Here is a 12984-nt window from a genome sequence, read left to right as displayed (position 1 = left end):
ACAACAGTGGATATTCTTGGCCTGATCCCGTCTTTCGGCAACGTCATCTTCACGCTCGCCGCCTTCGTCATCGCGCTGTCGGTGATCGTGGCGATCCATGAATACGGCCATTACATCGTGGGCCGCTGGAGCGGGATCCATGCCGAGGTGTTTTCCATCGGATTCGGCCCCGTCCTATGGTCGCGCCATGACAAGCGCGGCACGCGCTGGCAGATCGCGGCGCTGCCCTTGGGCGGCTACGTGAAGTTCCTTGGCGATGCGGATGCCGCCTCGGCCCATGTGGATCAGGCGACGATGGACCGGCTAGAGGGCGACAAGGACGCCCTGCGCCACACCATGCCCGGCGCGCCCCTCTGGGCGCGGGCGGCCACCGTGGCGGCAGGCCCTGTGTTCAATTTCGTGCTCTCTATCATTGTGTTCGCCGCGCTGGCCCTCTGGCAGGGGCAGGTGCGCGAGCCACTCACTGTGGATCAGATGCTGCCGCACCCGGTGTCGGAAGCGGTTTTTGAGCCCGGCGACGAAATCCTCGCCATCGCGGGCACCGAGATCGCCGAGCTGTCCGAATTCCGTGACACGGTGGACGCCCTGCCGCGCACGCCGGAAATGGAGTACACCATCCGCCGTGAAGGCTCCGAGCAGACGGTGACAGGCCCCTATCCCTATCCCTCCCACGCGGTGGCGGTGCAGCCCGGGTCGGCGGCGGAAGCTGCCGGCATTTTGGCGGGGGATGTGGTCCTCGCCGTGGACGGCGCGCCCGTGTTTGCCTTTGAGGACATGCGCGAGATCGTCGGTGCCTCCGATGGCTCGGAAATGACGCTCACGATCTGGCGCGACGGCGAGGAGCTTGAACTTTCGCTCGCCCCCAAGCGGGTGGATCTGCCGCTGGCGGAAGGTGGCTTTGAAACCCGCTGGCTTATCGGTGTCACCGGCGGGCTGTTCTTCGAGCCGCAGACCGTGGGGCGGGGCGTGCTTTCGGCGCTGGATTACGGCGTGTCGCAGACCGGCTTCATTATCCGCTCCTCGCTGTCCGGCCTCTATCACGTGATCACCGGCGCTATCAGCAGCTGCAACCTGTCCGGCCCCATCGGCATTGCCGAGACATCGGGCGCAGCGGCGAGCCAGGGGCTCAACAGCTTCATTTTCTTCATCGCGGTGCTTTCCACGGCCGTGGGCCTGCTGAACCTCTTCCCGATCCCGGTGCTCGATGGCGGCCACCTCGTGTTTTACGCCTATGAGGCCGTCTCGGGCCGTCCGCCTTCGGACAAGGCGCTGAGGGTGATGATGGCGGCGGGGCTGACGATCATGCTCTCGCTCATGCTCTTTGCGCTGTCGAACGATCTCTTCTGCCCGTGATTGGGGCAGAGTGCCCTAATAGCGCCACAATCCCCTGATAGCTGTGACAGCAACTATAGAAGCAATGAGCTGACTGGAGGCTGTCATGGACACCGTGCGCGAAGGATATCGCGGGCTTGCTCTGATCCTGAACATCAACTGGGATCGTATTCTCTACCCGGCCACGATCGTGCTGGCGCTCTTCGTTGGGGCCTATCTTGGGTCTCTGGCGTTCCCGGCCCCTTGATCTTGTAGCTTATCGCCGCGCACTGCTTTGGCGCGCCGCAAAAACACCCGGCAGGATTTCCTGCTGCAAAACCCCCGCCGCGGATTCCGCAGCGGGGGTTTTCTGCCTTTTGACATAGCGGCCCGGAGTCAGTAATCCGTTGGGGAGAGGGAACCAGAAAAACGGAACGAGGGAAAATGGGCAGCGCCAAAAACGGCCGGACCGGCCGGTTTGCGAATGTGACACGCCAGGCAGCGGCATGCATTCTTACAGTTTTTTCTTTTGTTTTTCTTCTGGTTCCGGGGCAGGCCTCTGCCCAGACTTATCAGTTCAACACGATCCAGGTTGAAGGCAACCAGCGGATCGAGAGCGCCACGATCCAGACATACGCGGGAATCGCTGCCGGCCAGCCGGTGGATGTGGCCGAGCTGAACGACGCCTATCAGCGGATTCTTGCCTCCGGCCTGTTCGAAACCGTCGTGCTTGAGCCGCGCGGCTCCACGCTCTTTATTGAGGTGGATGAATACCCGACGATCAACCGCATCTCCATCGAAGGCAACAAGCGCCTGAAGGATGAAGATCTGCTCACCGCCGTCACGTCCCAGCCGCGCCGCGTTTATAGCCCGGCCACCGTGGAAGCCGACGCCCAGACCCTCACGCAGGCCTATAACATCGCAGGCCGCACGGCCGCCTCGGTGACACCCAAGATCATCGAACGCTCCGACAACCGCGTGGATATCGTTTTCGAGATCGCTGAGGGCGGCGTAACCGAGATCGAACGCCTCACTTTCGTGGGCAACCGCGCCTTCTCCGACCGCCGCCTGCGCCGCGTGCTGGAAACCAAACAGGCCGGCTACCTGCGCCGCTTCATCCGCCAAGACAGCTTCGTGCAGGACCGCATCGAGCTCGACAAGCAACTGCTGAGCGATTTCTACCAGGCCCGCGGCTTCGTGGATTTTCAGGTGCTCTCGGTGACGAGCGAAGTCTCCCGCGAGCGCGACGGCTATTTCGTGACCTTCAACATCCGCGAAGGCCAGAGCTTTGACATCGGCGAAGTGACGGTTGTGTCCGATCTGCCTGAGATCGATGCGGCCGAGTTCCTCTCCGCCAACAAGCTGCGTACCGGCCAGACCTATTCGCCTGCGCGCCTTGATAACTCCGTGCGTCGGCTGGAAAACTTGGCGCTCCAGAAGGGACTGAACTTCATTCGCGTCGATCCCCGCGTCATCCGCAACGATCGGGATCTGACGCTCGACATCGAACTGGCACTCGTCAAAGGCCCGCGCATTTTCGTGGAACGCATCGACATCGAAGGCAACACCACGACGCTGGACCGCGTGATCCGCCGCCAGTTCAAGACGGTGGAAGGCGATCCCTTCAACCCACGTGAGATCCGCGAAAGTGCGGAGCGCATCCGCGCGCTTGGCTTCTTCGAGGATGCCGAGGTGAACACCCGCGAAGGCACCGCCTCTGATCGCGTGATCGTGGATGTGGACGTGATCGAACAGCCCACCGGCGCCCTGACGCTGGGCGCGAGCTTCGGCATCGACGCGGGCCTTGGCCTGACGCTGGGCTTCTCCGAATCCAACTTCCTCGGCCGTGGCCAGCTTCTGGCTGTCCAGGTGGGCAGCGGCTCCGACAACGTCTCCTCCAGCTTCCGCTTTGCCGAACCGGCGCTGCTGGGGCGGGATCTGGCGCTTGGCTTCAGCGCCTTCTACGAGGAATCCAACTACGACAACGCCTTCTATGACACCCGCCGCGCCGGGATCTCGCCGGACATCGGCTTCCCCGTCAGCGAAAACGGGCGTCTGTCGCTGCGCTATACCTACTCGGACGAACGGATTTCCAACGTGTCGGCGGACTCGTCCAAAATCCTGCTCGGTGAAGAAGGGGACCTGACGCGCTCGGCACTTGGCTACACTTACAGCTACGACTCGCGCCGCTCCGGCCTGAACCCCAACACGGGCATCGTGTTCCGCTTCAAACAGGATCTGGCCGGCTTCGGCGGCTCCGCGCGCTACCTGCGCACAGAAGGCCTGCTGGGCGCGGAAACCAAGATCCTCAACGAAGAGGTGACGGTGCGTGCCATTCTGGAAGGTGGCTGGATCGACATGCAGAAAGGCGTGTCGCGTGCGACGGACCGGTTCTTCCTCAACCGGATGCGCGGCTTTGAGACCAACGGCCTTGGCCCGCGCGATCTGAACGTCGACAACCAGGATGCGCTGGGTGGCAACATGTTTGCGCTGGCGCGGTTCGAGGCGGATTTCCCGCTCGGCCTGCCCGAGGAATACGGCGTGTCCGGTGGTCTGTTCATGGACATCGGCTCGGTCTGGAGCCTCGACAACACCGCCGGCGGCCCACAATCAGCGGCCTGCCCGGTGACGGATTGTACCGTGGATGACTCGCTGAACCTGCGTGCCGTGATCGGGTTTGCCCTGTTCTGGGACACGCCGATCGGCCCGCTGCGCTTCAACTTCACCCATGCGCTGAAGAAAGAAGACTACGACAACGACCGTTCCTTCGACCTGACGATCTCCACGACGTTCTGAGCATGAAGGCCGGTGTGTCCAAACTCCTGCGCAGCGCCGGGCCTGTCCTGGCGCTGCTTGCGTTTTGCGGGCCCGCGCTGGCGCAATCCGCCGATGCGCCTCTGGCGCAGCCGCGCAGCAGCGCCATTCTGACCATTGATCAGGAAGCACTGTTTGCCAATTCGCTGTTTGGGCGGCGGGTGCAGGCGGAGGCCGAAGAGGCCGCGCGCGTCCTGAGCGAGGAGAACCTCGCGATCCAGCAGGAGCTAGAGGCCGAGGAAGAGGCCCTGACCGAGCAGCGCAAGGTGATGGAGCCCGCCGCCTTCCGGGTTCTGGCGGATGCTTTTGACACCAAGGTTCAGGACACCCGCGCGCTGCAGGATCAAAAATCGCGCGAGATTGCCCGCAGCGTGGAACTGGCCCGCCAGACCTTCCTGCAACGGGCGCTGCCCACGCTGTCGGACATCGTGCGCGAGCGCAACGCGGTGGCCGTGCTGGAGATCGGCACAGTGTTCTTGAGCGCTGAATCCATCGACGTCACGCGCGAGGCGGTGGCCCGGATTAACGCCGACATCGGCGATGGCACCGAAAGTGCTGCGCCCGGCGATCAGGCCCCGGAGCCTCGTCCGGCAGCGCCCGGCGCAGGGGAAGCCGCCGCGCCCGCGGAAGGCGGCACAGGGCAGAGCCCCGCCGGCGACTGAAGGCCATGGCCCCTGCGGCTTGTGCGCCTCGCGGCGAGTTGATACTCCGGTAGACAGGCCGCGGCCCCGCCGCAGAGAGAGCCGCAGAGAGACAAGAGAAAGAACGCCATGACCGATCCGGTAACCAGTGCCGATCTCGAGCTGATCCAGCGCATCATCCCCCACCGCTACCCCTTCCTGCTGGTGGACAAGGTGCGCGACATCAAGGAGGGCAAATCGGCTGTCGGTATCAAGAACGTCACCTTCAACGAGCCGCATTTCCAGGGCCATTTCCCCGGCGCGCCGATCATGCCGGGCGTGACGATCGTGGAAGCCATGGCGCAGACCGCCGCGGTGATGGTGGGGGCGCATCTGGGCCTCGCCGACAAGAACATGCTGGTCTATTTCATGTCGATCGACGGCTGCAAATTCCGCCGCAAGGTGGTGCCGGGCGACGTGCTGGAGTTGCATGTCGAGGTCACCAAGGAGCGCCGCAAGATCTACAAGTTCCGCGGCGAGGCTTTTGTTGAGGGCGAACTGGCCGCCGAGGCCGAGTTCACCGCGATGATGGATCTGCCGCAGGAGTAAGCGCCATGGCGATCCATGCCACCGCCACCGTGCACCCCAGCGCCTTCGTGGAAGAAGGGGCTGTGATCGGGCCCGAGTGCCAGATCGGCCCGTTCTGCACGGTTGGCCCCGAAGTGCGCCTTGGGCGCGGCGTCGTGCTGAAAAGCCATGCCGTTGTGACGGGCGACACCGAGATCGGCGACGAAACGGTGATCTTCCCTTTCGCCTCCATCGGCGAGATCCCGCAGGATCTGAAATTTGCCGGCGAGCACACCAAGCTGATCGTCGGCAAGCGCAATCGCATCCGTGAAGGCGTGACGATGAACACCGGCACCGAGGGCGGCGGCGGCATCACCCGCGTGGGCGATGATTGTCTCTTCATGACGGGCGCCCATGTGGGCCATGACGCTCAGGTGGGCAACCGCCTGATCATGGCCAACCAGAGCGCTCTGGCGGGCCATTGCGTGATCGAGGATGACGTGATCATCGGCGGGCTCTCGGGAATCCACCAATGGGTGCGCGTCGGGCAGGGGGCCATCATCGGCGCGGTGACGATGGTCACCAATGATGTGATCCCCTACGGCCTTGTGCAAGGCCCGCGCGGCAATCTGGACGGGCTGAACCTCGTCGGGCTGAAACGCCGCGGGGTGGACCGGGCGGATATCACCGCGCTGCGGGCCGCCTTCCAGATGCTGGCGCAGGGCGAGGGCGCTTTTGCCGAGCGCGCCCGGCGCTTGGGCGAGGAAACCGAAAGCGCCTATGTGCAGCAGATCGTGGATTTCATCCTCGGGGAAAGCGATCGCCATTTCCTGACGCCGGGCTGAGCCTGTGGCGGGCCGTCTGGCAATCCTCGCGGGCAGCGGCGCTCTTCCGGCGCTGGTGCTTGCGGCCAACCCCGGCGCGCTGGTGGTGACGTTCAAGGGCGTCGAGGCTTCCGTTTCGGGCTGTGAGGCCAGTTTCGAGAAGATCGGCGGGCTGTTCCGCCTGCTGCGCGCCGAAGGGGTGGAGCGTATCTGCCTTGCCGGGGCCATGCAGCGCCCGGCGCTGAACCCGATCCGCTTTGACACCAAGATGCTCGCGCTCGCCCCGCGCCTGCTGAAGGCGATGAACGGGGGTGATGACACGCTGCTGAGCCTCGTGGTGCAAGTCTTTGAAGCGGAAGGCTTTACTGTTGTTGGGGCACATGAACTGGTGCCCGGCCTGACGCCGGAGCGCAGCATGCTGATAGGTGTCAAACCCGGCAAGGTCGATCTCACAGACGGCGCGCGCGCCGCCGCGATCCACGCGGCGCTCTCGCCGGTGGATGTGGGGCAGGGCTGCGTAGTGGCGGCGGGCCAGTGCCTTGGTATCGAAACCATTCAGGGCACCGACGCGCTGCTCTCTTTCGTGGCGCAAACGCCCGCGCATCTGAAACGCGGCGCGCGCGGGGTGTTCTTCAAATCTCCGAAGGCGGGGCAGGAGATGCGCGTGGACATGCCGAGCCTTGGCCCGGAAACCGTGCGCAAGGCCGCCGAGGCGGGGCTGGCCGGGATTTTCGTGCGCGCAGGCAGCGTGCTGCTGATCGACCGCGTCAAGATCGCCGCCGAAGTCGAGGCGCGCGGCATGTTCCTTGCCGCATGGGACGCGCCATGAAGGTCTTCATCCTTGCGGGCGAGCCCTCGGGCGACAAGCTTGGCGGTGCGCTCATGGAAGGGCTCAAAACCCTACGCCCGGATGTGGCGTTCGCAGGCATTGGCGGCGCGCAGATGCAGGCGCAGGGGCTCAAGAGCCAGTTCCCGATGGAGGAGCTTTCGGTGATGGGCCTCGTGGAGGTGCTGCCGAAATACCGCCACCTGAAGCGCCGCATCCGCGAGACAGCCGAGGCCGTTCTGGCCCAGAAACCCGATGTGCTGATCACCATCGACGCGCCGGATTTCTCGCTGCGGGTGGCCAAGCTCGTAAAGGCCGCCTCAGGCATCCGGACCGTGCACTACGTCGCCCCCACCGTCTGGGCCTGGCGCGAAGGGCGCGCGGCGAAGATGGCGAAGGTGATCGATCACGTTCTGGCGCTGTTTCCTTTCGAGCCGCCCTATATGGAAGCCGCCGGGATGGCCTGTGATTTCGTCGGCCACCCGGTGGTGGCGGAGCCGCAGGCCACGGGCGAGGAGGCGGAGGCTTTCCGCGATAGCCTCGGGATGCTGCCCGGCGCGCCGCTGATCCTTGTGCTACCCGGCTCGCGCCGGGGCGAGGTGAGCCGGCTTGCGGAGACCTTCGGGCAGGCGCTCGTGCCGGTTCTGGCGCAGCGCCAGAACGCGCGGATCGTGGTGCCCGCGGCCGGGCCGGTGGAGGATCTGGTGCGCGAGGTCACAAGCCAGTGGCCGGGCCGCGTGCAGGTGATTTCGGCGCAGGATCCGGCGGCCAAGCGGGCAGCGTTTCGCGCGGCGGATGTCGCGCTGGCGGCTTCGGGCACTGTCTCGCTCGAGCTGGCGGCGGCTGCTACGCCCATGGTCATCGCCTACGATATGAACTGGCTCACCCGCCAGATCATCGCGCGGATGCTGAAGGTCGATACCGTCACGCTGGTGAACCTTGTGAGCGAAAGCCGTGCGGTGCCGGAGTATCTGGGCGCGGACTGCGTGCCGGACCGGATCGCGGGCGCGCTGCTGGACGTGCTGGAAGATCCCGGCGCGCAGAGCGAGGCTATGGCGCTCACGATGGAGCGGCTGGGGCGCGGGCAGGAAGATCCGGGGCTTCGGGCGGCAAGGGCTGTGCTGCGCGGGCTAGAAGGCCACTAGCTGAACATGAGAGGTCAAGCGCCGCCCCGTGGGGGCGGGACGGCGCGGCACAACAGTGCCTGTTGTGCAAAAGGGTTGAGCGTGGAGGCGTGGGCCAGATTCTCGCTGGGCTAGGCGTCGCCTCACTTCTTCAGCGGCACGCCAAACAGCTCCAGCCGGTGCCCCTTGAGCTTGTAGCCCAGCTTCTCGGCGATCTTTTCCTGCAAGGCTTCGATCTCCGGGTCCACGAACTCGATCACATCGCCGGTGGTGATGTCGATCAGGTGATCGTGGTGCTCGCGGTCTGCCGTTTCATACCGCGCGCGCCCGTCGCCGAACTCGTGCTTGTCGAGAATACCCTTCTCTTCAAAGAGCTTCACCGTGCGGTAGACCGTGGCGAGCGAGATCTTCGGATCCACGGCTGAGGCACGGGCGTAGAGCTCTTCGGCGTCGGGGTGATCCTCGGCCTCCTGCAACACGGCCGCAATCGTGCGGCGTTGCTCCGTCAGGCGCAGCCCCTTGGCTTCGCAGCGCTCAAGGATCGTCTCGGTCATGCGTCTCTCGTCTCGCGGTGTGGCGCGCTTCCTAGACCAGCGCCCCCTTGAGGGCCAGCCTATTGTGCCGGGGCGCGGGTGAAAAGCCTCAGATCAGCTCCGGCTCGCGGCCCACCTTCTGGGCCAGCCTTGCCACCGTCAGCCCCTGCACGATGATCGAGAAGACGACGATCACATAGGTCGCGGTGAGGATCAGCGGCTTCCATTCGCTGTCGGGCAGTGAGAGCGCCAGCGCAACTGAGATGCCGCCCTTCAGGCCGCCCCATGTCATGATCGGGATCACACCGGGGGCAAAGCCGCGGAAGGGGCGCAGCAGCAGCACCGGCACGGCCACGGCCGCCAGACGGGCGAGCAGCGCAAGGCCGATGGCAAAGACCGAGGCCAGCAAAGCGTCCGAGGAAAAGGTGACGGCAAAGACCTCGAAACCGATCATCAGGAAGAGCACCGCGTTCAGGATTTCGTCGACCATCTCCCAGAAATGATCCACATACTTGCGGGTCTGCTCGCTCATGCCGTGGGTCATGCCCGTATCGCCGATGAAAAGCCCGGCCACCACGGCCATGATTGGGGCAGAGACATGCAGCGCCACGGCCAGCTCATAGCCGCCGAAGGCCAGCCCCAGTGTGAGCAGCACCTCCAGCGCGTAATCATCGATCCGCCGCATCAGCCGGAAGACGAGCCAACCGAGCACCGCACCAAGGGCCGCGCCGCCAAGGGCCTCCTGCAGAAACAGCAGCGTGATTCCGGCGGCATCCAGCTCGTGATGGCCCGGCGCGGGGAAGGCGAGGCCTGCGAGCACGAGGAAGACGACATAGCCCACGCCATCGTTGAACAGCGATTCCCCCGCGATCTGGGTTTCCAGAGATTTCGGCAGGTTGGCCTCGCGCAGCACGCCCAGCACGGCGACGGGATCGGTGGGGGAGATCAGCGCGCCGAACACGAGTGCGATCAGCAGCGGCATCCCGGTGATCCACGAAAAGCCGAAGCCCACGATGGCGGTGGAGAGTCCGACGCCCAGCGTCGCCATGAGCGCCACCACGGCCCATTCGCGCCGCAGATCGCTCACTTTCACATGGAGCGCCCCGGCAAAGAGCAGCAGCCCCAGCATCCCCTCAAGCAGCGCATCGGAGAAATCGAGCCCCATGACGGTGGAACGGATCATGTCGTCGATGGCGAAGGCGGGGTAGACCAGATCGATGCCGATGATCGTGAGCGAGGCGAAAAGCGCCACCACGAGAATGCCGATGGTGCCGGGCAGGCGCAGGAAGAGGTAATTGATCGAGCCGAACAGCCCTGCAAGAACGATGATGAGCGAAGTCAGTTGCAGGATGTTCATGGCGCGCGCCCCGTGGGATTTGGAGCTAAACCCTTAGCACGGCGCCGAAATCCGGCCAAGCCTGAGCGCGGGGCGGCGTCACTCGTTGCGCAGGCGCACGTCCGCCCAGATCGGCAGGTGGTCGGAGGCAAGCTGCGCCAACTCGCCCTTCTCCACGCCGGCACGTAGCAGATGGGCGGTGTCGTTCAGCGCAACCCGGTCGAGCCGGGCCACGGGGCGGCGGGCGTGATAGCTCAGGCCCGGCGCGTGGACGTGGTACAGATCGTTCAAAGGCTCCATGCCGCCGTGGGCGCTCCATTCGTTGAAATCGCCGAGGATGGCGGTGGGCATCGGGGCCAGCGTTTTGAGCGCGGCGGCAATGGTTTCCAGCTGCATCAGCCGGTAGCGGCGCAAGAGGCCAAGATGCGTGCCGATGACGCGCAATTTGCCTTCCGCGCTCTCGGCCTCCACCATCACCGCACCGCGCGGCTCCAGCCCAGGCAGCTCGAGCCGCTCGACCCGCGTTGCACGCAGGCCCTTTTTCAGCAGGATCGCATTGCCGTGCCAGCCAAGGCTCACATCGTTTTCGGCCAGCTCCACGGGGGTGAAATCGCTGTAAGAGCGGATCGTGCCTTCGGGCAGGGCGGCGGGGCGGGGGCCAAGGCGGTGGTCGGCCTCCTGCAGCACGACGACATCGGCCGAAAGCCCGTTGATCACCTCGATCACGCGGCCCGGCGCGCGTTTGCGGTCCGTGCCGAGGCATTTGCGGATGTTATAGCTGGCCAGACGCATGGATCAGGTGCCGCAGAAAGTGGCCTGCACCACTTCCTCCTGCAGCGGCGGGCGGGCATAACCTTCCGCGCCGGGCTGTTCGGTGAAGGGGGTGGCAAGCACGGTGTTGAGCCGCTCGAACGGGGCATAATCCCCGGCGACGGCGGCTTCGATGGCCTGTTCGATCCGGTGGTTGCGCGGGATATAGGCCGGGTTCACGGATTCCATGCGGGCACGGGCGCTGTCCGGCGACGCGCCCTCTTGCGCGAGGCGGGCGTGCCAGTCGGCCTCCCATTGGTCAAAGGCCTCTGGCTCAAGGAAGTGGTCGCGCGCGCGGGTCGTGCCAAGAGCGCGGAACGTATTGGTGAAATCGGCCTGACCGGCGCTCATGGCGTGAAGCAGCGCCACGATCAGCGCCTCATCGCCTTCTTGCGCTGTCTCCAGACCGATCTTGCCTGAAAACAGCGCCAGCCACTCGGTGCGGAACTGCGCGCCGAAGCCCTGCAGAACCTCGCTCGCCTCGGCCACGGCGGCCTCGCCATCCGCACCCATGATCGGCACCAGTGCCGTGGCAAGCTGGGCGAGGTTCCAGAGCAGGATGTCGGGCTGGTTCTGGTAGGCATAGCGCCCGCCGCGATCGATGGAGGAATAGACGGTGGCCGGGTGGTAGGCGTCCATGAAGGCGCAAGGGCCGTAATCGATGGTTTCGCCCGCGATCTGGGTGTTGTCGGTGTTCATCACGCCATGGATGAAGCCCACGCCCATCCATTGCGCCACCAGCCGTGCCTGCGCGGCGCTCACCACTTTGAGCAGGCCGAGCGGGCCGTCTGCGTCCGGGTAGTGGCGGGCGATCACGTGATCGGTGAGCAGCCGCAGCGCCTCGCCATCGTTGCGCGCGGCGAAATACTGGAAGGTGCCCACACGGATGTGGGAGGCGGCCACGCGGGTCAGCACCGCGCCGGGCAGGGGTGTTTCGCGGAAAACAGGCTCGCCCGTGGTGACGGCGGCCAGCGCGCGGGTGGTGGGGATGCCAAGGGCATGCATCGCCTCGCTCACCAGATACTCGCGCAACACAGGGCCAAGCCAGGCGCGGCCATCGCCCCGGCGGCTGTAGGGCGTGGGGCCGGAGCCCTTGAGCTGTATGTCAAAGCGGTTGCCGCTTTTGTCCTGCACTTCACCCAGCAGAAGCGCCCGCCCGTCGCCCAGCTGCGGAGAGAAGCCGCCGAACTGGTGCCCGGCATAGGCCTGCGCCAGTGGATCAGCCCCTTGCGGCACGGCGTTTCCGGCCAGCACCGCCACGCCTTCGGGGCTTTCCAGCGCGGCTGGATCCAGCCCCAGATCCCGCGCCAGCGCGTGGTTCACCTTGATCAGCTCCGGCGCGCGCACTGGCGTGGGGCCAAGCCGCGTATAGAAGCGCTCAGGGAGCGTGGCGTAGCTGTTGTCAAAGGCGAAAGTCAGGGTCATGGGGCGGGCTCTTCTGCGTCAGTCCTGAGGTAAGCGCTGGGGCAAGAAATTGCCAGACAAAGCACGACGCTCAGGAACCCATAAAATGTCTCTTTCGTTCGTTTGTGGTCGAGCGCCGCTTCCGCGGGGTGGCGCAATCGCGCCGCCCCGAGGGGGCGGAACGGCGGGGCCCAACAGTGCCTGTTGGGCGGGCGATACTTCAACGCATAAGGCCATTTAGGTGCAGCACTCAGCCCAGAATACGCGTCATCAGGTGGTATGTCTCGCGGTTCTCGAACCCCAGTCGCGCATAGAGCCCGCGGGCGCGCTCATTGCCACGCTCCACTTCCAGATGCAGCGCCTTCACCCCGTGATCGGCCAGCGCGGGCAGCAGCGTGCGCAGCACCTCTCCGCCAAGGCCACGGCCTCGCAGCTTTTCGCGGATGAAGAACTCATCGACAAAACCGTCGATCCCGCCCAGCTCCACCGAATAGCCGAAGCTGATCACGATATAGCCCACCGGCGCGGTGCGCGGGCCGATGAGGTAGGCGATGCCGTGGGGCGTGCCCTCCAGCAAGGGCTGCAGCGCGGCGCGGCGTTTGTCTTCGCTCTGTGTGATGCCCTCGAACGCATGGTAGCGGGCGACGAGGCCGGCAAGGCGGTCCAGATCTTCGGGCTTGGCCAGATGCAGCTTGGCGCTCATGGGCTTGGGTCTCCTTCGACGCCCTTCATGGCGCATTCCGGCGCTTGATGCACGAGGAATGCGCCTGCGCAGCGGCAATGGGCAAAATCTGGCAGGCGCAGGATGCCGAGCC

At 65.2% G+C, this 12984-nt stretch carries 13 protein-coding genes; 8 read left to right on the top strand and 5 right to left on the bottom strand.

Annotated features, from left to right (window positions below; translation table 11 throughout):
- Window positions 1-6 precede the first annotated feature (6 nt).
- The 8 genes from rseP (at window position 7) to lpxB (ending at window position 8107) form a co-directional block, all read left to right on the top strand.
- Window positions 7-1353 carry an RIP metalloprotease RseP gene (gene rseP, locus KVX96_RS12390; RefSeq protein ID WP_261194799.1) on the top strand — a complete coding sequence of 449 codons (1347 nt, stop codon included), beginning with the start codon at window positions 7-9 and terminating at the stop codon, window positions 1351-1353.
- An 85-nt stretch (window positions 1354-1438) separates the two neighbouring features.
- Complete coding sequence (locus tag KVX96_RS12385) at window positions 1439-1579, top strand: hypothetical protein (RefSeq protein WP_261194798.1); 141 nt, start codon at window positions 1439-1441, stop codon at window positions 1577-1579.
- Between the two features lie 176 nt (window positions 1580-1755).
- A complete protein-coding gene (gene bamA / locus KVX96_RS12380) occupies window positions 1756-4107 on the top strand; it encodes an outer membrane protein assembly factor BamA (protein WP_409977107.1) in 2352 nt (783 codons plus the stop codon).
- Window positions 4108-4121: 14 nt separating this feature from the next.
- Window positions 4122-4787, top strand: coding sequence for an OmpH family outer membrane protein (locus tag KVX96_RS12375; RefSeq protein WP_261194797.1), 666 nt, complete (start codon window positions 4122-4124; stop codon window positions 4785-4787).
- 108 nt (window positions 4788-4895) lie between these two features.
- Window positions 4896-5354: a 3-hydroxyacyl-ACP dehydratase FabZ gene (gene fabZ, locus KVX96_RS12370; RefSeq protein ID WP_261194796.1), complete on the top strand. Its 459-nt coding sequence runs from the start codon at window positions 4896-4898 to the stop codon at window positions 5352-5354.
- Between the two features lie 5 nt (window positions 5355-5359).
- Window positions 5360-6157, top strand: a complete 798-nt coding sequence (gene lpxA / locus KVX96_RS12365; RefSeq protein WP_261194795.1) for an acyl-ACP--UDP-N-acetylglucosamine O-acyltransferase — start codon at window positions 5360-5362, stop codon at window positions 6155-6157.
- Between the two features lie 4 nt (window positions 6158-6161).
- Window positions 6162-6965 carry an LpxI family protein gene (locus tag KVX96_RS12360; protein WP_261194794.1) on the top strand — a complete coding sequence of 268 codons (804 nt, stop codon included), beginning with the start codon at window positions 6162-6164 and terminating at the stop codon, window positions 6963-6965.
- Window positions 6950-8107, top strand: a complete 1158-nt coding sequence (gene lpxB / locus KVX96_RS12355; protein ID WP_261194793.1) for a lipid-A-disaccharide synthase — start codon at window positions 6950-6952, stop codon at window positions 8105-8107. The genes KVX96_RS12360 and lpxB overlap by 16 nt, the downstream gene beginning before the upstream one ends.
- Before the next feature lie 122 nt (window positions 8108-8229).
- On the opposite strand, the gene KVX96_RS12350 is transcribed toward lpxB, so the two are convergent.
- The 5 genes from KVX96_RS12350 to KVX96_RS12330 all read right to left on the bottom strand — a co-directional run bounded on the left by KVX96_RS12350 (window position 8230) and on the right by KVX96_RS12330 (window position 12872).
- Window positions 8230-8640: a Fur family transcriptional regulator gene (locus tag KVX96_RS12350; protein ID WP_261194792.1), complete on the bottom strand. Its 411-nt coding sequence runs from the start codon at window positions 8638-8640 to the stop codon at window positions 8230-8232.
- 88 nt (window positions 8641-8728) lie between these two features.
- Window positions 8729-9976: a cation:proton antiporter gene (locus tag KVX96_RS12345; protein WP_261194791.1), complete on the bottom strand. Its 1248-nt coding sequence runs from the start codon at window positions 9974-9976 to the stop codon at window positions 8729-8731.
- A gap of 78 nt (window positions 9977-10054) precedes the next feature.
- On the bottom strand, window positions 10055-10747 hold the full coding sequence (locus tag KVX96_RS12340; RefSeq protein ID WP_261194790.1) for an endonuclease/exonuclease/phosphatase family protein: 693 nt from the start codon (window positions 10745-10747) through the stop codon (window positions 10055-10057).
- Window positions 10748-10750: 3 nt separating this feature from the next.
- Entirely contained in the window at window positions 10751-12190 is a 1440-nt protein-coding gene (locus tag KVX96_RS12335; protein WP_261194789.1) for a protein adenylyltransferase SelO, read from the bottom strand.
- A 229-nt stretch (window positions 12191-12419) separates the two neighbouring features.
- The gene (locus KVX96_RS12330; RefSeq protein ID WP_261194788.1) at window positions 12420-12872 is read right to left on the bottom strand and encodes a GNAT family N-acetyltransferase; all 453 of its coding nucleotides are present in this window, start codon (window positions 12870-12872) and stop codon (window positions 12420-12422) included.
- Window positions 12873-12984 lie beyond the last annotated feature (112 nt).

Source organism: Pseudoruegeria sp. SHC-113, assembly GCF_025376885.1.
Lineage (GTDB): Bacteria > Pseudomonadota > Alphaproteobacteria > Rhodobacterales > Rhodobacteraceae > Pseudoruegeria.
Note: the sequence above shows the minus strand (reverse complement) of the source record. Positions and strands in the feature narration are given on the sequence as shown.

Bases quoted from the DNA above. Each gene is read 5' to 3' on its own strand.
- KVX96_RS12385 (WP_261194798.1), top strand. From the start codon at position 1,439: ATGGACACCGTGCGCGAAGGATATCGCGGGCTTGCTCTGATCCTGAAC.
- bamA (WP_409977107.1), top strand. From the start codon at position 1,756: ATGGGCAGCGCCAAAAACGGCCGGACCGGCCGGTTTGCGAATGTGACA.
- fabZ (WP_261194796.1), top strand. From the start codon at position 4,896: ATGACCGATCCGGTAACCAGTGCCGATCTCGAGCTGATCCAGCGCATC.
- lpxA (WP_261194795.1), top strand. From the start codon at position 5,360: ATGGCGATCCATGCCACCGCCACCGTGCACCCCAGCGCCTTCGTGGAA.
- lpxB (WP_261194793.1), top strand. From the start codon at position 6,950: ATGGGACGCGCCATGAAGGTCTTCATCCTTGCGGGCGAGCCCTCGGGC.
- KVX96_RS12350 (WP_261194792.1), bottom strand. From the start codon at position 8,640: ATGACCGAGACGATCCTTGAGCGCTGCGAAGCCAAGGGGCTGCGCCTG.
- KVX96_RS12345 (WP_261194791.1), bottom strand. From the start codon at position 9,976: ATGAACATCCTGCAACTGACTTCGCTCATCATCGTTCTTGCAGGGCTG.
- KVX96_RS12340 (WP_261194790.1), bottom strand. From the start codon at position 10,747: ATGCGTCTGGCCAGCTATAACATCCGCAAATGCCTCGGCACGGACCGC.
- KVX96_RS12335 (WP_261194789.1), bottom strand. From the start codon at position 12,190: ATGACCCTGACTTTCGCCTTTGACAACAGCTACGCCACGCTCCCTGAG.
- KVX96_RS12330 (WP_261194788.1), bottom strand. From the start codon at position 12,872: ATGAGCGCCAAGCTGCATCTGGCCAAGCCCGAAGATCTGGACCGCCTT.